Genomic DNA, 18,688 nt, shown 5'->3' with positions numbered 1-18,688 from the left:
GAGGGTCAACCCGCGATTGTAGCGGGTCGTTTCCACCGGATTCCACCCTCGCGTTGCCTCGCGCATACTGCCGCTTTTCCGCAAGAGGAGGGAACGATGGGCAAGCTGCTGCATGAATTCCGCGAGTTCGCGGTCAAGGGCAACGTCGTGGACCTGGCGGTGGGCGTGATCATCGGCGCCGCCTTCGGCAAGATCGTCGACTCGCTGGTGAACGACATCGTGATGCCCCTGATCAGCCGCATCGTGGGGCGGCTGGACTTCGGCAACCTGTTCATCGTCCTGGCGCAGCCGCCCGCCGGCACGCCGATGACGCTGGACGCCCTGAAGAAGGCGGGGGTCCCGGTGCTGGCCTGGGGCAACTTCGTCACGGTGGCCGTCAACTTCCTGATCCTCGCCTTCGTGATCTTTCTGATGATCAAGCAGATCAACCACCTGCGCCGGCTGCATGCGCACCCCGCGGCCGCCGCCGAACCGGCGCCGCCGCCGGAGGACGTGCAGCTGCTGCGCGAGATCCGCGACAGCCTGAAGCCGAACGGCCTAAGCGCGAGCCGCTAGCGTCCGCGCCATCCGGATCGCCGCGACCAGGCTGGAGGGGTCGGCGCGGCCCGTCCCGGCGATGTCGAAAGCCGTCCCGTGGTCAGGGCTGGTGCGCACCAGCGGCAGCCCCAGCGTCACGTTCACGCCTTTTTCCACGCCGAGGTACTTCACCGGGATCAGGCCCTGGTCGTGGTACATCGCCACGACCACGTCGAACTCGCCGCGGCGCGCGCGCATGAACACCGTGTCGGGCGCGAAAGGGCCGTGCAGGTCCAGGCCCTCGGCCGCCGCGGCCTGCATCGCCGGAACGATCACGTCCAGCTCCTCGCGCCCGAACAAGCCGCCCTCCCCCGCGTGCGGATTGAGGCCCGCGACGGCGATGCGGGGGCGGCGGCCCAGGGCCAGCGACAGCGTGCGGTCGGTGATGCGCAGGGTCTCCAGCACGCGGTCGTAGGTCACGGCGTCCAGCGCCTGCCGCAGCGCGACGTGGATGCTCACCAGCACCGTGCGCAGTTCCTCGTTGGCCAGCATCATGCGCACGGGCATCTGCTCCACCGGCACCCCGGCATGCAGGGCGGCTTCGGCCTGCAACAGCTCGGTGTGACCGGGGAACGGGACGCCGGCGGCGGCAAGGGCCTCCTTGTGCAGCGGCGCGGTGACCAGCGCGGCGATGTCGCCGCGCAGCGCCGCGCGCGCGGCCCAGGTCACGGCCTCGGCGGCCAGGCCGCCGGCTTGGGCGCTCACCTCGCCCATCGGCGGCAGGTCCGTCAGCGGCGGGCCGACCTGGAGCAAGGGGATGCAGCGCGGCGGAACGTCGGCGGCTTCGGCGATGTCGCCGATCACGGCCAGGGGCAGCGGCGGCTCGCCGCCGGCCACTGCATGCGTGCCGCGCCGCAGGCATTCCAGGTCGCCGACGACGAAGCAGCCGCGCGTGAGCTCCGGTTCCTGCGCGTAGGCCCTGGCGATGATTTCCGGCCCGATGCCCGCCGCGTCGCCGATGGTGATCGCGATCGGCTTCATGCCGGGTTGTCCACGTCCACGAACTCGTGCGCGATCCCCAGCTGCCGCGCGACGTGCGCCGCCACCGCGGGTGCGCCGTAGCGCTCGGTCGCATGGTGGCCGCAGGCCAGGAAGCTCACGCCGCATTCGCGCGCGTAGTGCGCCTGCGGCTCGGAGATCTCGCCGGTGAGGAAGGCCTGGGCGCCGGCCGCGATCGCGTCCTCGAAGTACGACTGGGCGCCGCCGGTGCACCAGGCGACGCGCCGGATCGCGCCCGGCGCGCCCGCCACGGCCGTCACATGGCGCCCCAGCGCCTGGCGCACGTGCGCGGCCAGCGCCTCGGTGCCGGCGAACACCTGGCCGTCGGCGCGCTCGCCGATGAAGCCCAGGTCCTGCTCGCCGAAGCGGCCGGTCGCTGCCAGGCCCAGCTTCTTTCCCAGCTGGGCGTTGTTCCCGAGCTCCGGGTGCGCGTCCAGCGGCAGGTGGTAGGCGAAGAGGTTGATGTCGTGGGCCAGCAGCAGCGCGAGCCGTTGCTTCATCCAGCCGGTCACGCGGCCGTCCTGCCCGCGCCAGAACAGGCCGTGGTGCACGAAGATCGCGTCGGCCTGGCGCGCGACGGCCGCCTCGATCAGCGCCCGGCTGGCGGTCACGCCCGAGACGATGCTGCGCACCGTGTCACGCCCTTCCACCTGCAGCCCGTTGGGGCCGTAGTCCTTGAAGCGTTCGGGCGCCAGCAGGGTGTCGAAGGCTTGCAGCAGGTCTTGCCGGTCGGTCATGGAAAGAGGTCACAAGGATCAGGCCCCCATTGTCCTATGCCCGTCCCGGCGCCCGACCGCACCATGGGCCGCTTGCAAAGGAGCGGCCATGGGCACGACGGGTTTGGCGGTGTGGAGCATGGCGCTGGGCGCGATCGCCGCCGTCGGCCTGGCGCGGGCGGGCGACCTGGTCGCGCGGCCGGGGCCGGTGCAGCTGCGGGCGGTGGCCTACCACCTGAGCGTGTTCCTGCTGGTGCTGGTGGAAAGCGGCGTGCTGCGGCAGCTGGCCCATCCCGGCGCGGAACGGTTGCGGGTGCTGCAGGTGCTCGCCGGACCGGTGTGCGTCGGCTTGTCCAACTTCTGGATCCAGGGCTGGCTGGGCGCGGGCGAGCGGGACCGCCTGATGGCCGCCGTGCTGCGCTGTTCGGCCATCGCCCTGCCGGCCGGCGGCGTGGCCGCGCTCGCCCTGCCGGGGGAGCTGCAACTGCCCGTGGCCGGCCTGCTGTCGCTGCTGGGAAGCGGCCTGACCTGCTGGCTCACCTTCCGCGCCTGGACCATCGGCGACCGCCTGGCGCTGCTGATGGGCGCCGGCTGCGCCCTGACCGTGCCGGCCATCGCCGGCCTGTATGCGCTGGCGATGCAGCTGGGGTCCTGGCGGCCCGTCGCGCACGCGGCCCTGGCCGTGGCGGCCGTCGGCAGCAATGCGCTGACCGGCCATGTGCTGTGGCGGCGGGCCCGCCGCGCCTGGCGCACCCGCGAGGGCGGCGCGACCGCGATCGACCCCGTGACCCAGGTCCACAGCAGCACGGCGCTCGTGCACGAGCTGATCGCGGCGCAGAAGCGGCGCCGCCGCACCGGGCGCGAAGGCGCACTTCTGGCCATCACCGTGTTCGAGCCGGAGCGCATCGCCGCCGTGGCCGGCAGCACCGCCGTCAACGAGGTGTGGATGACGCTGGCCGGCCGCATCCAGCGCCAGCTCGGGCTGGCGAACCCGGTCGGGCGCTACTGGGACCGCTGCTTCGTCGGACTGGTGGAGACCATCCCGTCACGGCGCTGGCTGCGTACCATCGGCCTGCGGCTGGCCCGGACGCTGGGGCAGCCGATGGAGGTCACCGGCCGCGACGGCGAGATCATGCGCGTGCGGGTGGACTTCGGCGTGGGCGTGGTGCACCTCGGGCGGCGGCCGGCGGAAGTGGAGGACGTGCTGGACGCCGCGCAGCACCTGGCGGTGGCGGCCAGGGGCATGCGGTCGCGGGCGGCCCTGGCCGACCCCGTGACGGGGGAGCCGGTGCCCGCGGAGGAGGCCAGGTTCCACGCCGCTGCTGCCGAGCCCCGGCCCCAGCGGCTGGCACGCGCCCAGCGCCTGGCCTCCTGATCCGCGGCGCCCTGCGGCGGGTCCCGCGCCAGCGCGCAGGCATACACTCGGGCTTTCCCAAGATACAACATGCGACGCTACTGGCTGGTGTTCTCGCAAGCCGTCACGGTGCTGCTGGCGGCTTACTTCGTGCTCATGACGATGAAGCCCGAATGGCTGCATTCCCGGCCCGTCACCACCGGCAGCACCGGCGTGTCCCTGAGCGAGGCGCCCACCTCGCCCAACGCCCCGCCGCCCGTGGGCAGCTTCCGCAACGCCGCGCAGAAGGCATCGCAGGCGGTGGTGAGCATCAACACCAGCAAGGCGGCCGACCGGCCCTCGTCCAGCGACCCCTGGTTCCGCTTCTTCTTCGGCGACCAGGGCTCGGTGCCCCAGAGCGGCCTGGGCAGCGGCGTGATCATCAGCCCCGACGGCTTTATCCTCACCAACAACCACGTCGTCGAAGGCGCCACCGAGATCGAAGTCGCCCTGAACGACAGCCGCAAGGCGCGCGCGCGCGTCATCGGCACGGATCCCGAGACCGACCTGGCCATCCTCAAGATCAACCTGGACCGGCTGCCGGTGATCACGCTGGGCAATTCCGACGCGCTGCAGGTCGGCGACCAGGTGCTGGCCATCGGCAACCCCTTCGGCGTGGGACAGACCGTGACCAGCGGCATCGTCAGCGCGCTCGGGCGCAACCAGCTGGGCATCAACACCTTCGAGAACTTCATCCAGACCGATGCGGCGATCAACCCGGGCAATTCCGGCGGCGCGCTGGTCGACGTCAACGGCAACCTGATGGGCATCAACACCGCCATCTACTCGCGCTCGGGCGGCAGCATGGGCATCGGCTTCGCCATTCCCGTGTCCACGGCCAAGCTGGTGCTCGAGGGGATCGTGAAGGACGGCGTGGTCACCCGCGGCTGGATCGGCGTCGAACCGGCGGACCTCTCGCCCGAGCTGATGGAAACCTTCGGCGTGAAGGCGCGCAAGGGGGTGCTCATTACCGGCGTGCTGCAGAACGGCCCCGCGGCGCAGGCGGGCATCCGCCCCGGCGACGTCGTCGTGCAGGTGGCGGGCAAGGACGTGGCGAACGTTTCCGAGCTGCTGACGATGGTCGCCTCGCTCAAGCCGGGCACGGCCACGCAGTTCAGGATGCAGCGGCGCGACGACAACATGGAAGTGACCGTCACCCCCGGCAAGCGTCCGAAGCCGCGGCAAGTGCAGCAGCAGCCGGGCTTGCCGCAGCAGCCCGGCGTGCCGCAGCAGCCAGGGGTGCCGCAGCAGCGCTGACCCCGTCGCGGCCGTGATGGCCGTGCGCGCATGAGAAAAAAGGGGCGCAGTGCGCCCCTACCGAATGCCCTGGGCCCCCCTGCGCGGGGATGAAGCGGCTTACGGCTTGGCCGCCTCGCCCTGCTCGTCCGGCGCCTTGGTGTGCTTGATGAAGAACTGCGCCGCCCAGATGCCGATCTCGTAGAGCAGGCACATGGGCACGGCCAGCGCGAGCTGCGAGACGACGTCGGGCGGAGTGATCACCGCGGCGATGATGAAGGCCAGCACGACGAAGTAGCCGCGGAACTCCTTGAGCTTGTCCACCGGCACGAGGCCCATGCGCGCGAGCACCACCACGACGATGGGCACCTCGAAGGCCGCGCCGAAGGCGAGGAACATCGTGAGCACGAAACTGAGGTAGGCCTCGATGTCAGGCGCCGCCGTGATGCTCTTGGGGGCGAAGCTCTGGATGAACGAGAACACCTTGCCGAACACGAAGAAGTAGCAGAAGCCCACGCCGATGAAGAACAGGATGGTGCTGGAGACCACCAGCGGCAGCACCAGCTTCTTCTCGTGCGAGTACAGGCCGGGCGCGACGAAGGCCCAGACCTGCCACAGCACCACCGGCAGCGCGATCAGGAAGGCCGCCATGAGCAGGATCTTCAGCGGCACCACGAACGGCGAGATCACCGAGGTGGCGATCAGCGTCGCGCCCTTGGGCAGGTGCGCCACCAGCGGCGCCGCCAGGATGTCGTAGAGCGACGACGGGCCGGGGTAGATGGCAAGGACGCCGGCCACCACCGCCACGGCGATGACGGCCTTGACGATCCGGTCGCGCAATTCGACCAGGTGGGCGACGAAGGGCTGCTCGGTGCCGGCCAGCTCGTCGTCCTGGTCGTTCGGTGTTGTGGACATAGGGGGACGGCCGCCGGCGCTGCCGGCCCCGCTTTCAGTTGAACTTCTGCGGGCGGTACTTTGCCACACGCGCGGCGCCGGACAGCGCCCGGGTGCGCACGCCGGTGCGGGCCTTGTACCAGTGGGGCACGGCGCCCTGCTTCACCCGCCACTTCTTCTTCGGGTGCCGGTACTCGGGATAGCTGGGCGACAGGTCCGGCAGCGCGGTCTGCGCATCCGAGGTCGCTTCCTGCCAGGTCTTCTCGAAATCGGCGCTGGCGCTGGCGACGGAATTTTCCACGTCGCGCGCCGCGGTCTCGACCGTCTCCTTCATCTTCTTGAGCTCATCGAGCTCCATGGAGCGGTTGACTTCGGCCTTGACGTCGTTGACGTAGCGCTGCGCCTTGCCCAGGAGCGTGCCCACCGTGCGCGCGACGCGGGGCAGCTTTTCGGGACCGATGAAGATCAGGGCGACCACGCCGATGATCGCCATCTTCTCCAGGCCGAGGTCAAGCACGGTTCAGGTCGCCGTTCAGGACTTGTTGCGGGCTTCGACGTCGATCGTGTTCTTGTCGGCCGGCGCGCCCTGCGCCGCCGTGACCTGCGACTGGGGCGGCACCGGCGTGTCCGGCTGGCTGCCGTCCTTCATGCCGTCCTTGAAGCCCTTGACGGCGCCGCCAAGGTCCTGGCCCATGTTCTTCAGCTTCTTGGTGCCGAACACGAGCACCACGATCAACAGCACGATCAGCCAGTGCCAGATGGAAAAGGAACCCATGGATTACTCCTGTTACTGCTCGGATTCTAGTCGGGCTGCGAAGTTCGCTCCGTGTGGGAACTGCTCAGCCCTTCAGCCACGGCCGCGGGCCGCCGATGACGTGGAAGTGCACGTGCGGCACCTCCTGTCCACCGTCGCCGCCAGTGTTGCACACCACCCGGAAGCCGCCTTGCGGATACGGCCTGCAGCCCTCCTGCTTGGCCAGCCTCGGCACGAGGGTCATGATCTTGCCCAGCACCGCCGCATGGCGCTCTTCCACGTGGGCCATGGAGGTGACGTGTTCCTTGGGAATCAGCAGGAAGTGCACCGGCGCCCAGGGGTGGATGTCGTGGAAGGCCAGCACCTCCTCGTCCTCGTACACCTTCTTGGCGGGAATCTTCCCGTCGACGATCTTGCAGAACAGGCAGTCGGGATCGTGGCTCATGGCGGTGCGGGTCACTCGGGAAAGCGATTGTCGTTGAAGCGCAGCCAGCCGCGCAGGCAGCGGTACAGGTACCACGCGCCTATGAGCGTGTAGGCGATCGCGCCCGGGAAGATGAACAGCAGCCACAGCGGCGAAGAAAGCGCCAGCCACAACAGCGTCCACCAGACGGTGCGGATCATGTACGTGTGGTGCGCCACGTAGCGCGAATCCGTTTCGTCGGCGCGCTTGACGTAGTGGATGACCAGCGCGACGAGCGACAGGCTCCACAGGGTGAACGGGGACACCGTGTGCATGCCGTACAGGACGTGCATGACGGTGCGCCGGCCGGAATCGCCGTTGTCGTCTTCCAGGCTCACGTAATCTGTCTGCGCCATGGCTGCTCCCGTGGAGAGTGGCTATTCGCCGCCGGCCTCGCGCGAGCGCGCCTTGCGCAAGGCCTTCTCCTCCAGCCCGGAGAGGCCCTCGCGCCGCGTCAGCTCCGCGACCACGTCCGCCGGCTTCAGGCCGTAGTGCGCCAGCGCGATCATGCTGTGGAACCAGAGGTCGGCCACCTCGCCGACCAGTTTGTGCGTGTCGCCGCCGTGGTCGCAGTCCTTGGCGGCCATGACGACTTCCGTGGCTTCCTCGCCGATCTTCTTGAGGAAGGCATCCGGCCCCTTGTGCAGCAGCCGCGCGACGTAGCTCGCGTCGGGATCGCCGCCGTTGGCCGGCTTGCGGCTCTCGATGACGTCGGCCAGTCGGGCCAGCGGGTCGGGGGCGGGGGCAGTCATGAGGCCTTACTTGTAGATGCTCGACGGGTCCTTCAAGACAGGTTCGACCACCTGCCACTGCCCGTCACGGTAAAGGTGGAAGAAGCAGCTGTGGCGGCCCGTGTGGCAGGCGATCGAAGGATCGTGCCCGAGCTGGGTCACCTTCAGCAGCAGCACGTCGTTGTCGCAGTCCATGCGGATCTCGTGCACCTGCTGCACGTGGCCGGACTCCTCGCCCTTGAACCACAGCTTGCCGCGCGAGCGGCTGAAGTACACCGCGCGCCCGAGTTCGGCCGTCTGCCGCAGGGCCTCGCGGTCCATCCAGGCGAACATCAGCACGTCGCCGGTGTCCGCCTCCTGGGCGATCACCGGGACGAGCCCCTGGGCGTCCCACCGGACCTGTTCTAGCCAATCCATGGCGGTATTGTCGGTGAATTGCGCAGGTCCTCCCCCGAAACCACCAGCACCAGGATCACTGGCGGACCGGAATCCCCCGCTGCGCCATCCGGGCCTTGGCCTGGGCCACGGTGTACTCGCCGTAGTGGAAGATGCTGGCGGCGAGCACGGCGTCGGCGCCGCCCTGCTGGATGCCGTCGGCCAAGTGGTCCAGGTTGCCCACGCCGCCGGAGGCGATCACGGGCACCGGCACGGCGTCGCTGACGGCCCGGGTGAGCGCCAGGTCGAAGCCGGACTTGGTGCCGTCTCGGTCCATGCTGGTGAGCAGGATCTCGCCGGCCCCGCGCCTGGCCATCTCGGTGGCCCAGGCCACGGCGTCCAGGCCCGTGTTGCGGCGGCCGCCGTGGGTGTACACGTCCCAGCCGGGCCCACGGGTGGCCGCCTCCTGCGTGCTGCGCCGCTTGGCATCGATGGCGACGACGATGCACTGCGCGCCGTACCGGGCCGAGGCGGCGGAGATGATGTCCGGATTGGCGACCGCGGCGGAGTTGAAGCTGGTCTTGTCGGCGCCGGCGTTGAGCAGGCGCCGCACGTCTTCGACGGTGCGCACGCCGCCGCCCACCGTGAGGGGGATGAACACCTGCGAGGCGACCGCCTCGATGATGTGCAGGATCAGGTCGCGCCCGTCGCTGGTCGCCGTGATGTCCAGGAAGGTGAGTTCGTCCGCGCCCTGCTCGTTGTAGCGCGCGGCGATCTCCACCGGGTCGCCGGCATCGCGCAGCTCCACGAAGTTGACGCCCTTGACGACCCGGCCGCCGGTGACGTCCAGGCAGGGGATGATGCGTTTGGCGAGCACGTTTTCGTCATCCCCGCGCGGGCGGGGACCCAGGGTTATCCGTTGAGTTCGTCGGCGCGGGCCTGCGCCTGGGCGAAATCGAGGTCGCCCGAGTAGACCGCGCGGCCGCAGATCACGCCTTCGATGCCCTCGTCCTCCACCGCGCACAAGGCCTCGATGTCCTGCATGGAGGACAGGCCGCCGGAGGCGATCACGGGGATGGACAGGGCCTGCGCCAGCTTCACCGTGGCGTCGATGTTGATGCCGGTGAGCATGCCGTCGCGGCCGATGTCGGTGTAGATGATGGACTCGACGCCCCAGTCCTCGAACTTCTTGGCCAGGTCGACCACTTCGTGGCCGGTCAGTTTGCTCCAGCCGTCGGTGGCCACCTTGCCGTCCTTCGCATCGAGGCCGACGATGATGTGGCCGCCGAAGGCCGTGCAGGCGTCCTTCAGGAAACCGGGGTTCTTGACCGCGGCGGTGCCGATGATCACGTAGCGCAGGCCGCCGTCGATGTAGCGCTCGATCGTGTCGAGGTCGCGGATGCCGCCCCCCAGCTGCACCGGGATGTCGTCGCCGACCGCCCTCAGGATGGAGCGCACGGCGCTGAAATTCTGCGGCTTGCCGGCGAAGGCGCCGTTGAGGTCCACCAGGTGCAGGCGGCGGGCCCCGCGTTCCAGCCAGGTCCGCGCCATGGCGGCGGGGTCCTCGCTGAAGGTCGTGGCTTGGTCCATGTCGCCCTGCTTCAGGCGTACGCAGTGGCCGTCTTTCAGGTCGATCGCGGGAATCAGGAGCATGGGGAGGTGCTGCGAGGCAACTGCGGGGATGGGGGACCGCTTCCTGGGCGGTCAGGGATTCCAGTGCAGGAAGTTGCGATAGAGCCTGAGGCCCTGGTCCGCGCTTTTCTCGGGGTGGAATTGGGTTGCAAAAATATTATCGCGGCCCACGGCACAGGTAAAGCGCGCGCCGTACTCGGATTCCCCGACACTGTGGCGCGCCTCGGACGGCCGCGCGTAGAAGGAGTGGACGAAATAGAAGAAGCTTTGGTCCGGCACGCCCGCCCACAGGGGGTGGGGCCGCGCCTGGCGCACCCGGTTCCAGCCCATTTGCGGCACCTTGTAGCGGCTGCCATCGGGCTGCAACTGCCCCTCCAGCCGGAAGCGCACCACCTCGCCGGGGATCAGGCCCAGGCCGGCCGTGGGGCCCTCCTCGCTGCGATCGAGCAGCATCTGCATGCCCACGCAGACCCCGAACAGGGGCTTGGAAGCCGCCGCCTCCAGCACGGATTCGAGCAGGCCGGACTCGCGCAGCTCGCGCATGCAGTCGGGCATGGCGCCCTGGCCCGGCAGCACCACCCGTTCGGCGGCGCGTACCTCTTCCGGCCGGGAGGTGACGATCGCCTCCACCCCGCTGCCCTGGGCGACGTGCAGCACGGCCTGGGACACGGAGCGCAGGTTGCCCATGCCGTAGTCCACCACGGCCACCGTCCGGGTCACAGGAACCACCTCCATCCTGCGCAAACCGGTGTGCCCGCCCCTTCGGGCGGCCGTGCGGGGTGGATCAAAGGCTGCCCTTCGTCGACGGGATGGTGCCGGCGGCCCGCGCGTCCGGCTCCGCCGCGGCGCGCAGCGCCCGGGCAAAGGCCTTGAACACGGTTTCGCACTGGTGGTGGGCGTTTTCGCCGCGCAGGTTGTCGATGTGCAGCGTGACGAAGGCGTGGTTCACGAAGCCCTGGAAGAACTCGTGCGCCAGCTGGGTGTCGAAGGTGCCGATCATGCCGCTCTTGAACGGCACGTTCATGACCAGGCCGGGGCGGCCGGAGAAGTCCAGCACCACCCGGGAGAGCGCCTCGTCCAGCGGCACGTAGGCATGGCCGTAGCGGCGGATGCCCTTCTTGTCGCCGATGGCCTTGTAGACCGCCTGCCCCACGGCGATGCCGACGTCCTCCACGGTGTGGTGGCCGTCGATGTGCAGGTCGCCCTTCGCCTCGATTTCCAGGTCGATCAGGCCGTGCCTGGCGATCTGGTCCAGCATGTGGTCGAAGAAGCCGATGCCGGTGGCCAGCTTCGCCTGGCCGGTGCCGTCCAGGTTCAGGCGGACGGTGATCCGGGTCTCGGCCGTGTTGCGGGTGATCTCCGCTTTGCGCTCGGTGCTCATAGGGTGGACTGCAGGGCGGCCAGCATCTGGGTGTTCTCGTCGGAGGTGCCGACGGTCAGGCGCAGGCAGCCGGCCAGCAATGGGTGCATTCTAGAAACGTTCTTGACGAGCACCTTGCGCGCCTTCATGCCTTCGAAGCTGGCGGCCGGGTCGGGCACCCGCACCAGGATCATGTTGGCGTCGCTCGGCCAGGACTTCAGGCCCAGTTCCTTCAGGCCGGACTGCAGGCGGGCGCGCTCCTTCTTCAGGTCCGCGGCCTGGGCGGCGAACACCTCCTCGTGCTCCAGCGCGAACAGCGCCGCCTCGGCGTTCAGCACGCTGACGTTGTAGGGCGGGCGCACCTTGTCCACCTCGTGCACCAGGCGCTCGGGGCCCATCATGTAGCCGATGCGCACGCCCGCCAGGCCGAACTTGCTCAAGGTGCGCATCAGGAGCACGTGCTCGTGCTTCGTCACGCGGTCCAGGTAGCTGCGGCTGGCGAACGGCTGGTAGGCCTCGTCGAGAACGACGAACCCGGGGGCGGCTTCCACGATCTTCTCGATGGTGGCGTCGTTCCACAGGTTGGCCGTCGGGTTGTTCGGATAGGCCAGGTAGACGATGGCCGGCTGGTGCAGTGCGATCGCATCCAGCATGGCCTGCTCATCGAGCTCGAAATCGGGCGTGAGGTCGACGCCGACGAACTTCAGCCCCTGCAGCTGCGCGCTCATGCCGTACATGACGAAGCCGGGCAGCGGCGCGAGGATGGTGGCGCCCGGCAGGTCGCAGGCCATCGCCAGCAGCGAGATCAGTTCGTCGGAGCCGTTGCCCAGCATGAGGCCGAAGCCCGCCGGCAGCTTCGCGTGCCGCGCCAGGGCCTTCCTGAGATCCTCGATGCGCTCGCCCGGATAGCGGTTCAGCGCCACGGCCGCGAGCCGCTCGCCCAGTTCCTTCTGCAGCGCCGCGGGCAGCCGGTGCGGGTTCTCCATGGCATCGAGCTTGACCATGCCCTTCGAATCCTGGATCGCATAGGCATGCATGCCCTGCACGTCCTGGCGGATGCGGGTGGCGATCAGGCGGTCGAGGGTGGCGGTCATGGGAAGAACGAAAAACAGGCATCCGGACACAGAAAGCGCCGAAGTTCCGCAGGCGGCGCGGAAGAACCCATTATCCGGTTTCTTCTCTTCCGCGTTTTCCGCGTGACTTTTGCGTCGCCTGCGCCCGCTTGCCGGGTGGCGACTTCAGCGCTTGAGCCGCAACTCCGCCGCGCGGGCGTGGGCCTGGAGGCCTTCGCCGTAGGCCAGTTCGGCGGCGATCGCGCCCAGGGTCTGGGCGCCGGCTTCGCTCACTTCGATCAGGCTGCTGCGCTTCTGGAAGTCGTAGACGCCCAGCGGGCTGGAAAACCGCGCGGTGGTGCTGGTGGGCAGCACGTGGTTGGGGCCGGCGCAGTAGTCGCCGAGCGACTCGCTGGTGTACGCGCCCAGGAAGATGGCGCCGGCATGGCGCAGCAAGGGCTCCCAGCGGTGCGGGTCCCGGCTGGCGATCTCCAGGTGCTCGGGGGCGATGCGGTTGCTGATCTCGCAGGCTTCTTCCATCGTGCGGGTGTGGATCAGCGCGCCGCGCCCGTTCAGGGATTTGGCGATGATCTCCGCCCGCGGCATCTCCCCCAGCATGCGGTCGATCGCCGCCTGCACCTGCGTGATGTAGCCGGCGTCCGGGCACAGCAGGATGCTCTGCGCCAGTTCGTCATGCTCCGCCTGGGAGAACAGGTCCATGGCCACCCAGTCGGCCGGCGTCGTGCCGTCGGCCAGCACCAGGATCTCGCTGGGGCCGGCGATCATGTCGATGCCCACCTGGCCGAACACGCGGCGCTTGGCGGCAGCAACGTAGGCGTTGCCCGGGCCGGTGACCTTGTCGACGCGCGGCACGCTTTCGGTGCCGTAGGCCAGCGCCCCGACGGCCTGCGCACCGCCGATCGTGAACACGCGCGTGACCCCGGCGACGTGCGCGGCCGCCAGCACCAGCGGGTTTTTTTCGCCCCGGGGCGTCGGGACCACCATGACGATCTCGCCGACGCCGGCCACGTGCGCGGGAATCGCATTCATCAGCACGGACGAGGGATAGGCCGCCTTGCCGCCCGGCACGTAGATCCCCACCCGGTCCAGCGGCGTGACCTTCTGGCCCAGGAGCGTGCCGTCGGCATCGCGGTAGCTCCAGCTCTCGCCGCTCGCCTTGCGCTGGGCCACGTGGTAGGTGCGCACGCGCTGGGCGGCCGCTTCCAGGGCGCTGCGCTGAGCCGGCGGCAGGCTTTCGAAGGCCGCCTTGAGCTCCGCCGGTTTCAATTCCAGGTCCGCCATCGCGAAGGCCGGCATGTCGAAGCGGTTGGTGTACTCCAGCACCGCGGCGTCGCCGCGCCGGCGCACGTCCTCCAGGATGCCCGCGACCGCCTGCTCGATGCCCGCGTCCGTGTCGGCGGACCAATGCAGGCGCGCCGCCAGGGCGGCATCGAAGCCGCCGTCGGTGGTCGCGAGGCGCAGGGGGCGGGCGGACAAGGTCATTTCGGGGCGGCGGCGACCGTGCGTGCGAAGACGTCGATCAGGTGGCGGATGGGTTCCTGCTTCAGCTTGAGCGCGGCCTGGTTCACCACCAGGCGGGAGCTGATGTCCATGATGCGCTCGACTTCGACCAGGTTGTTGGCCTTGAGGGTGTTGCCGGTGGACACGAGGTCCACGATGGCGTCGGCCAGGCCCGTCAGGGGGGCGAGCTCCATGCTGCCATAGAGCTTGATCAGGTCCACGTGCACGCCCTTGGCCGCGAAGAACTCGCGGGCGATGCCCACGTACTTGGTGGCCACCTTCAGGCGCGAGCCCTGCCGCACGGCGGAGGCGTAGTCGAAATCGGCGCGCACCGCGACGCTCACGCGGCACTTGGCGATCTGCAGGTCCAGCGGCTGGTACAGGCCCTGGCCGCCGTGCTCGATGAGCGTGTCCTTGCCCGTGACGCCCAGGTCGGCGCCGCCGTACTGCACGTAGGTCGGCACGTCGGAGGCGCGCACCAGCACGACCTGCAGGTCGGGGTCGCTGGTGCCGATGATCAGCTTGCGGCTCTTCTCGGGATCTTCCAGCACCGAAATCCCTGCGGCCTTCAGGAGCGGCAGGGTTTCGTCGAAGATGCGGCCCTTGGACAGGGCGAGGGTGATGGCGGGCTTGCCCGCAGGGCTCATTTCAGTCTTTCGATGTCCGCGCCGAGCTGCGTGAGTTTCGCTTCCATCTGCTCGTAGCCACGGTCGAGATGGTAAATCCGATCGACCATGGTTTCACCCTCGGCCACCAGGCCGGCGATGACCAGGCTGGCGGAAGCGCGCAGGTCGGTGGCCATGACCATGGCCCCGGAGAGCTTCTCCACACCGTGGGTGACGGCCACCTTGCCGTCGACGTCGATGCGCGCGCCCATGCGCATCAGTTCGCTGACGTGCATGAACCGGTTCTCGAAGATCGTCTCGGTGACCTTGGCCTCGCCTTCGGCGATGCAGTTGAGCGCCATGAACTGCGCCTGCATGTCGGTGGGAAAGCCCGGGTACTCGGTGGTCTTGAAGCTCTGCGCTTCCATGCGGCCTTCGCCGCGCACGCGGATGCCGCCTTCCACCGCCTCGACCTTGGCGCCCGCGGCGACCAGCAGGTCGATCACGGCCTCCAGGTGCTCGGCCCGCCCGTCGCGCAGGAACACGTCGCCGCCGGTGGCCGCGACCGCGCACAGGAAGGTGCCGCATTCGATGCGGTCGGCGACGACGCGATGGGTGGCGCCGTGCAGCTTCTCGACGCCCTGGATGCGGATGCGGCCGGTGCCGTGGCCTTCGACCTTGGCGCCCATGGCGATCAGCATCTCGCCCAGGTCGGTGATCTCCGGCTCCTGCGCGGGGTTCTCCAGGATGGTTTCGCCTTCGGCCAGCGCCGCGGCCATCATGAAGTTCTCGGTGCCGGTCACCGTGATCATGTCGGTGCGGATGTGCGCGCCCTTCAGGCGCGTCCAGCCCTTGGGCAGCTTGGCGATCATGTAGCCGTGCTCGATCACGATCTCGGCGCCCATCTTCTGCAGGCCCTTGATGTGCTGGTCGACCGGCCGCGCGCCGATGGCGCAGCCGCCCGGCAGCGACACGGTGGCCTCGCCGAAGCGCGCGAGCAGCGGACCGAGCGCCAGCACGGCCGCCCGCATGGTCTTGACCATCTCGTAAGGCGCTTCCGGGAAGTGCAGGGTCGACGAGTCGATGCGCACGGTCCCGTCCGGGCTGAATTCCGCGCTGGCGCCCATGTTGCGAATGAGCTTGAGCATCGTCGCCACGTCCTGCAGGCGGGGGATGTTCTGCAGCGTCATCGGCTCGGCGGTCAGCAACGCCGCACACAGTTCCGGCAAGGCGGCGTTCTTGGCGCCGGAAATGCGCACTTCGCCGTTCAGCGGCCGGCCGCCGCGAATCAGGAGCTTGTCCATGGGCCTTAGTGAGGTGTGTTCGCCCACTCGGTGGGCGTGAGTGTTCTCATCGACAAGGCGTGTACCTCGTCGGTGTGCATTCTCGCACCCAGGGTGGCGTAGACGCGCTGGTGCCGCTGGATAGGACGCAAACCGGCGAACTCGGCTGACACGATCACCGCCGACCAGTGGCGGCCGTCGCCCTCCACCTCGATGTGGTCGCAGGGCAGGCTGGAGGCGATGAGGGAGCGGAGTTCGTCGGCGGTCATGGTGGCTCTTCAGCTGCGGATCTTGTAGCCGATGCGCAGCAGGTGCACGGCGACGCCGCTCACGGCCAGCATCGCCGTGCCGACGATGCCCAGGCTCAGCCAGGGCGATACGTCGCTCACGCCGAAGAAGCCGTAGCGGAAGCCGTCGATCATGTAGAAGAAGGGGTTGAGGTGCGACACGCGCTGCCAGAACGCCGGCAGCGAATGGATGGAATAGAAGACGCCCGAGAGGAACGTCATCGGCATGATGATGAAGTTCTGGAAGGCGGCCATCTGGTCGAACTTCTCCGCCCACAGCCCGGCGATCAGCCCCAGGGCACCGAGCATGCCGGCGCCGAGCAGCGCGAACACCAGGATCCACAGCGGCGCGGCGAAGCTCACGTGCGTGAACCAGACCGTCACGATGAACACGCCCAGGCCCACGCCCAGGCCGCGCGCCACCGAGGCGCCCACGTAGGCGACGAACCAGCTCCAGTGGGACAGCGGCGTGAGCAGCACGAACACGAGGTTGCCCGTGATCTTGCTCTGGATCAGCGAGGAGGAGCTGTTCGCGAAGGCGTTCTGCAGCACGCTCATCATCACCAGCCCCGGGACCAGGAAGGCCGTATAGCTGATCTGGTCGTAGACCTTCACGCGGTCGGAAAGCACGTGCCCGAAGATCAGGAGGTACATCAGCGCGGTGAGCACCGGCGCGGCCACGGTCTGGAAGCTCACCTTCCAGAAGCGCAGGACCTCCTTGTAGAGGAGTGTTTGCCAGCCGGTCATGCCGTGACCTCCGCGCGGCCGGCGGCCATCACGTCGAGGAACACGTCTTCCAGGTCGGGCTTGCGGATCTCGACGTCCTCCACGCTCAGGCCGGCCTGGCGGATGATCGACAGGTGCTGCTCGATCTCGTGCGCGTCGTGCGCGGGCAGCTGCACGATGCGGCCGGTCACGCGCGCCTTGCCTTCGAATTCGCGCGGCAGCGCGCCATCGAGCTTGAAGCGCAGCACGTTGGTCGAGGCTGCCTTGAGCAGGTCGCTGGTGCGCTCCAGCGCCACCACCTTGCCGGTCTTGAGCATCGCGATGCGGCTGCACAGCGCTTCGGCTTCTTCCAGGTAGTGCGTGGTGAGCAGCACCGTGTGGCCCTCGCTGTTCAGGCGCGCGATGAACTGCCACAGCGTCTGGCGCAGTTCCACGTCGACCCCGGCGGTCGGCTCGTCCAGCACGATGACCGGTGGCCGGTGCACGAGCGCCTGCGCCACGAGCACGCGGCGCTTCATGCCGCCCGAGAGCTGGCGCATGTTGGCGCTGGCCTTGTCCGACAGCCCCAGGCTGGCGAGCAGTTCGTCGATCCAGGCGTGGTTGTTCTTCACGCCGAAGTACCCCGACTGGATGCGCAGCGCCTCGCGCACGGTGAAGAAGGGATCGAACACGAGCTCCTGCGGCACCACGCCGAGCTGGCGGCGCGCCAGGGCATAGTCCTGCTGCACGTCCTTGCCGTGCACGAGCACCTTGCCGGACGTGGCCCGGGTGAGACCGGCCAGGATGCTGATGAGGGTGGTCTTGCCGGCGCCGTTCGGCCCCAGCAGGCCGAAGAACTCGCCCTGCTGGATGTCGAAGGAAACGCGGTCGAGTGCCTGGAAGCTGCCGCGTGCGGTGCTGTAGGTCTTGGAGACGGACTGGAAGGAGACTGCGGGCATGGGGAACCCGCGATTTTAACGAGGGGGTGGAAAGTGCCGGGGCGAAGGGAATTCGATCGCCGCACAAGCGCGGAAGAAGACGGGGGTTTCCGCGCCTATGCGGTGACGTGCCTTCAGGGTGAATCCGGCAGGAGTTCAGCGACCCCGTACAGCGCCGCCAGCGCACGCAGGCGCGGATGCATGTGCGTGACCGCGAAGCGCTTGCCCAGGGCCAGCGCCTCGCGGCGGCACTCCAGCAGCACGGCGAGCGCCGAGGAGTCGAACTGGCGCAGGGCCGATGCGTCCGCCAGCGCTTCGCGCCCCGGCTCGGAGCGCAGCGCCTGCGCCAGCATCCGCGCACAGGCGCTCGCCTGGGCGTGGGTCAGTTCGGCCGGGAGCACCAGCAATCGGTTCAACCCTTCTTGCCGGCGGCGACGTTGGCCCTGTTGCGCTCCGACAGCGACGCGATCAGGCCGTCGATGCCCTTGGCGTTCACTTCCTGGGCGAACTGGCTGCGGTAGGTTTCCACCAGCCACACGCCCAGGACGTTCAGGTTGTAGATCTTCCAGCCGGAGCCCACGCCGGGCGTCTTCTCCAGCCGGTATTCCAGCTGGATCGGCTCGCCGCGGCCGCGGATCTCGCTGCGCACGACCACGTCGGTGTCGGTGGGCGCCGCGCGCAGCGGCTTCATGCTGATCGTCTCTTCCGAGACCTGGGACAGGGCGCCCGAGTAGGTACGCACCAGCAGCAGCTTGAACTCGTCCTGCAGGCGCTGGCGCTGCGCCGGCGTGGCCTCGCGCCAGGCCGGGCCGACGGCGCCGGCGGTCATGCGCTGGAAGTTCACGTTGGGCATGATCTTGGCGTCGACCACCTGCATGATGTGGTCGATATTGCCGGACTGCACGCTCTTGTCGGTCCGGATCGTGCTCAGCACCTCGTCCGACAGGCGCTTGATGAAGGCATCCGGTGCTTCGTCGGCGGCATGCGCCAGCGGGACCAGGCCCGCCAGCAGGCTGGTGGCAAACACGGAGGCCGCCAGGCGGCCCAGGGTACGTCGGTTCATTCCTATCCTTTCAGCGGGGCCGCAGCCCGGAGCTCCCAATTGGCAATTGGAACACTGCAGTGTGCCAAGGTTCAGCGCCTGCCGCCCGGCGGTGGCAACAGCCTG

General features: G+C 68.9%; 25 protein-coding genes. 3 read left to right on the top strand and 22 right to left on the bottom strand.

From position 1 onward, the window contains the following. Positions 1 to 96 precede the first annotated feature (96 nt). A complete protein-coding gene (gene mscL, locus AC3EGR_RS06825; RefSeq protein WP_488545703.1) occupies positions 97 to 555 on the top strand; it encodes a large conductance mechanosensitive channel protein MscL in 459 nt (152 codons plus the stop codon). On the opposite strand, the gene pdxA is transcribed toward mscL, so the two are convergent. Next, on the bottom strand, positions 538 to 1,557 hold the full coding sequence (pdxA, locus tag AC3EGR_RS06820) for a 4-hydroxythreonine-4-phosphate dehydrogenase PdxA (protein ID WP_488545702.1): 1,020 nt from the start codon (positions 1,555 to 1,557) through the stop codon (positions 538 to 540). The two genes, mscL and pdxA, sit on opposite strands and share 18 nt — an antisense overlap. Next, positions 1,554 to 2,312 carry a Nif3-like dinuclear metal center hexameric protein gene (locus AC3EGR_RS06815; protein WP_488545701.1) on the bottom strand — a complete coding sequence of 253 codons (759 nt, stop codon included), beginning with the start codon at positions 2,310 to 2,312 and terminating at the stop codon, positions 1,554 to 1,556. Before AC3EGR_RS06815 ends, pdxA begins: the two co-directional genes overlap by 4 nt. A gap of 88 nt (positions 2,313 to 2,400) precedes the next feature. On the opposite strand from AC3EGR_RS06815, the gene AC3EGR_RS06810 reads away from it, so the two are divergent. Next, positions 2,401 to 3,666 carry a hypothetical protein gene (locus AC3EGR_RS06810; RefSeq protein WP_488545700.1) on the top strand — a complete coding sequence of 422 codons (1,266 nt, stop codon included), beginning with the start codon at positions 2,401 to 2,403 and terminating at the stop codon, positions 3,664 to 3,666. 69 nt (positions 3,667 to 3,735) lie between these two features. Next, positions 3,736 to 4,941: a S1C family serine protease gene (locus AC3EGR_RS06805; RefSeq protein ID WP_488545699.1), complete on the top strand. Its 1,206-nt coding sequence runs from the start codon at positions 3,736 to 3,738 to the stop codon at positions 4,939 to 4,941. 99 nt (positions 4,942 to 5,040) lie between these two features. Here the strand turns inward: AC3EGR_RS06805 and tatC are convergent, their stop codons facing one another. The 20 genes from tatC to AC3EGR_RS06705 form a co-directional block, all read right to left on the bottom strand. Then, positions 5,041 to 5,835, bottom strand: coding sequence for a twin-arginine translocase subunit TatC (gene tatC / locus AC3EGR_RS06800; RefSeq protein ID WP_488545698.1), 795 nt, complete (start codon positions 5,833 to 5,835; stop codon positions 5,041 to 5,043). A gap of 34 nt (positions 5,836 to 5,869) precedes the next feature. Then, entirely contained in the window at positions 5,870 to 6,331 is a 462-nt protein-coding gene (tatB, locus tag AC3EGR_RS06795; RefSeq protein ID WP_488545697.1) for a Sec-independent protein translocase protein TatB, read from the bottom strand. A 15-nt stretch (positions 6,332 to 6,346) separates the two neighbouring features. Next, positions 6,347 to 6,589, bottom strand: a complete 243-nt coding sequence (gene tatA, locus AC3EGR_RS06790) for a Sec-independent protein translocase subunit TatA (RefSeq protein ID WP_488545696.1) — start codon at positions 6,587 to 6,589, stop codon at positions 6,347 to 6,349. 64 nt (positions 6,590 to 6,653) lie between these two features. Next, positions 6,654 to 7,013, bottom strand: coding sequence for a histidine triad nucleotide-binding protein (locus AC3EGR_RS06785; protein WP_488545695.1), 360 nt, complete (start codon positions 7,011 to 7,013; stop codon positions 6,654 to 6,656). An 11-nt stretch (positions 7,014 to 7,024) separates the two neighbouring features. Next, positions 7,025 to 7,387 (bottom strand): DUF4870 family protein, encoded by a 363-nt coding sequence (locus tag AC3EGR_RS06780; RefSeq protein ID WP_488545694.1) that lies wholly within the window; start codon positions 7,385 to 7,387, stop codon positions 7,025 to 7,027. A 21-nt stretch (positions 7,388 to 7,408) separates the two neighbouring features. Next, on the bottom strand, positions 7,409 to 7,783 hold the full coding sequence (locus tag AC3EGR_RS06775; protein ID WP_488545693.1) for a phosphoribosyl-ATP diphosphatase: 375 nt from the start codon (positions 7,781 to 7,783) through the stop codon (positions 7,409 to 7,411). A gap of 6 nt (positions 7,784 to 7,789) precedes the next feature. Beyond that, positions 7,790 to 8,179, bottom strand: a complete 390-nt coding sequence (hisI, locus tag AC3EGR_RS06770) for a phosphoribosyl-AMP cyclohydrolase (RefSeq protein WP_488545692.1) — start codon at positions 8,177 to 8,179, stop codon at positions 7,790 to 7,792. Positions 8,180 to 8,234: 55 nt separating this feature from the next. After that, positions 8,235 to 9,014 carry an imidazole glycerol phosphate synthase subunit HisF gene (gene hisF / locus AC3EGR_RS06765; RefSeq protein ID WP_488545691.1) on the bottom strand — a complete coding sequence of 260 codons (780 nt, stop codon included), beginning with the start codon at positions 9,012 to 9,014 and terminating at the stop codon, positions 8,235 to 8,237. Positions 9,015 to 9,049: 35 nt separating this feature from the next. After that, positions 9,050 to 9,790: a 1-(5-phosphoribosyl)-5-[(5-phosphoribosylamino)methylideneamino]imidazole-4-carboxamide isomerase gene (gene hisA / locus AC3EGR_RS06760; RefSeq protein ID WP_488545690.1), complete on the bottom strand. Its 741-nt coding sequence runs from the start codon at positions 9,788 to 9,790 to the stop codon at positions 9,050 to 9,052. A gap of 51 nt (positions 9,791 to 9,841) precedes the next feature. Next, the gene (gene hisH, locus AC3EGR_RS06755; protein WP_488545689.1) at positions 9,842 to 10,498 is read right to left on the bottom strand and encodes an imidazole glycerol phosphate synthase subunit HisH; all 657 of its coding nucleotides are present in this window, start codon (positions 10,496 to 10,498) and stop codon (positions 9,842 to 9,844) included. Between the two features lie 55 nt (positions 10,499 to 10,553). After that, entirely contained in the window at positions 10,554 to 11,150 is a 597-nt protein-coding gene (gene hisB / locus AC3EGR_RS06750) for an imidazoleglycerol-phosphate dehydratase HisB (RefSeq protein WP_488545688.1), read from the bottom strand. After that, the gene (hisC, locus tag AC3EGR_RS06745; protein ID WP_488545687.1) at positions 11,147 to 12,223 is read right to left on the bottom strand and encodes a histidinol-phosphate transaminase; all 1,077 of its coding nucleotides are present in this window, start codon (positions 12,221 to 12,223) and stop codon (positions 11,147 to 11,149) included. Before hisC ends, hisB begins: the two co-directional genes overlap by 4 nt. Positions 12,224 to 12,367: 144 nt before the next feature. After that, the gene (gene hisD, locus AC3EGR_RS06740) at positions 12,368 to 13,684 is read right to left on the bottom strand and encodes a histidinol dehydrogenase (RefSeq protein WP_488545686.1); all 1,317 of its coding nucleotides are present in this window, start codon (positions 13,682 to 13,684) and stop codon (positions 12,368 to 12,370) included. Beyond that, entirely contained in the window at positions 13,681 to 14,349 is a 669-nt protein-coding gene (hisG, locus tag AC3EGR_RS06735) for an ATP phosphoribosyltransferase (RefSeq protein WP_488545685.1), read from the bottom strand. Before hisG ends, hisD begins: the two co-directional genes overlap by 4 nt. Beyond that, positions 14,346 to 15,611, bottom strand: coding sequence for a UDP-N-acetylglucosamine 1-carboxyvinyltransferase (gene murA / locus AC3EGR_RS06730; RefSeq protein ID WP_488545684.1), 1,266 nt, complete (start codon positions 15,609 to 15,611; stop codon positions 14,346 to 14,348). The genes hisG and murA overlap by 4 nt, the downstream gene beginning before the upstream one ends. Positions 15,612 to 15,616: 5 nt before the next feature. Further along, positions 15,617 to 15,859 (bottom strand): BolA family protein, encoded by a 243-nt coding sequence (locus tag AC3EGR_RS06725; RefSeq protein WP_488545683.1) that lies wholly within the window; start codon positions 15,857 to 15,859, stop codon positions 15,617 to 15,619. Between the two features lie 9 nt (positions 15,860 to 15,868). Then, positions 15,869 to 16,624, bottom strand: a complete 756-nt coding sequence (locus AC3EGR_RS06720) for an ABC transporter permease (RefSeq protein ID WP_488545682.1) — start codon at positions 16,622 to 16,624, stop codon at positions 15,869 to 15,871. After that, complete coding sequence (locus tag AC3EGR_RS06715; protein WP_488545681.1) at positions 16,621 to 17,541, bottom strand: ABC transporter ATP-binding protein; 921 nt, start codon at positions 17,539 to 17,541, stop codon at positions 16,621 to 16,623. Before AC3EGR_RS06715 ends, AC3EGR_RS06720 begins: the two co-directional genes overlap by 4 nt. A gap of 113 nt (positions 17,542 to 17,654) precedes the next feature. Further along, complete coding sequence (locus AC3EGR_RS06710) at positions 17,655 to 17,927, bottom strand: STAS domain-containing protein (protein WP_488545957.1); 273 nt, start codon at positions 17,925 to 17,927, stop codon at positions 17,655 to 17,657. A 5-nt stretch (positions 17,928 to 17,932) separates the two neighbouring features. After that, a complete protein-coding gene (locus tag AC3EGR_RS06705) occupies positions 17,933 to 18,583 on the bottom strand; it encodes an MlaC/ttg2D family ABC transporter substrate-binding protein (RefSeq protein ID WP_488545680.1) in 651 nt (216 codons plus the stop codon). Positions 18,584 to 18,688 lie beyond the last annotated feature (105 nt).

The sequence above is a fragment of the Ramlibacter sp. G4-7 genome, assembly GCF_057784995.1.
This window is presented reverse-complemented; position numbering and strand designations above follow the sequence as displayed.